The following is an 806-nucleotide window of genomic DNA, read 5'->3' on the forward strand; positions in this document are numbered from 1 at the left end:
GCGCTCAACCGCGCGGGCAGCCGCGTGATCGTGAAGGCCGACGGCGTCTACCTGTGGGACTCGGACGGCAACAAGGTCATCGACGGCATGGCCGGCCTCTGGTGCGTGAACGTCGGCTACGGCCGCAAGGAACTCGCCGACGCCGCGTATCGCCAGCTCCAGGAATTGCCGTTCTACAACACGTTCTTCAAGACGACGCACCCGCCGGTGATCGAACTGTCGGCGATGCTCGCCGAAGTCACGCCCGCGGGCTTCAATCACTTCTTCTATTGCAACAGCGGCTCGGAAGGCAACGACACCGTGCTGCGTCTCGTGCACCAGTACTGGCGTGTGCAGGGCAAGCCGCAGAAGAAGGTCGTGATCTCGCGCAAGAACGGCTACCACGGCTCGACGATCGCGGGCGGCACGCTCGGCGGGATGGGCTACATGCACGAGCAGATGCCGTCGAAGGTCGAGAACATCGTGCACATCGACCAGCCGTATTTCTTCGGCGAAGCACAGGCCGGCGAGACGCCCGAAGCGTTCGGCCTCGCGCGCGCGCAGCAGCTCGAGGCGAAGATCCTCGAACTCGGCGCGGAGAACGTCGCCGCGTTCATCGGCGAGCCGTTCCAGGGGGCGGGCGGCGTGATCTTCCCGCCGTCGACGTACTGGCCGGAAATCCAGCGGATCTGCCGCAAGTACGACATCCTGCTCGTCGCCGACGAAGTGATCGGCGGCTTCGGCCGCACCGGCGAATGGTTCGCGCATCAGCACTTCGGCTTCGAGCCGGACCTGATCACGATGGCCAAGGGCCTGACGTCGGGTTA

The 806-nt window shown here is 65.3% G+C and carries 1 protein-coding gene; it reads left to right on the forward strand.

Annotated elements, in window-relative coordinates; all coding sequences use genetic code 11:
* A partial coding sequence (locus WS45_RS08090) for an aminotransferase (RefSeq protein ID WP_156437087.1) occupies nucleotides 1–806 on the forward strand: 806 nt, incomplete at both ends.

This window comes from Burkholderia sp. RF2-non_BP3, from assembly GCF_001522185.1.
Taxonomy (GTDB): domain Bacteria; phylum Pseudomonadota; class Gammaproteobacteria; order Burkholderiales; family Burkholderiaceae; genus Burkholderia; species Burkholderia diffusa.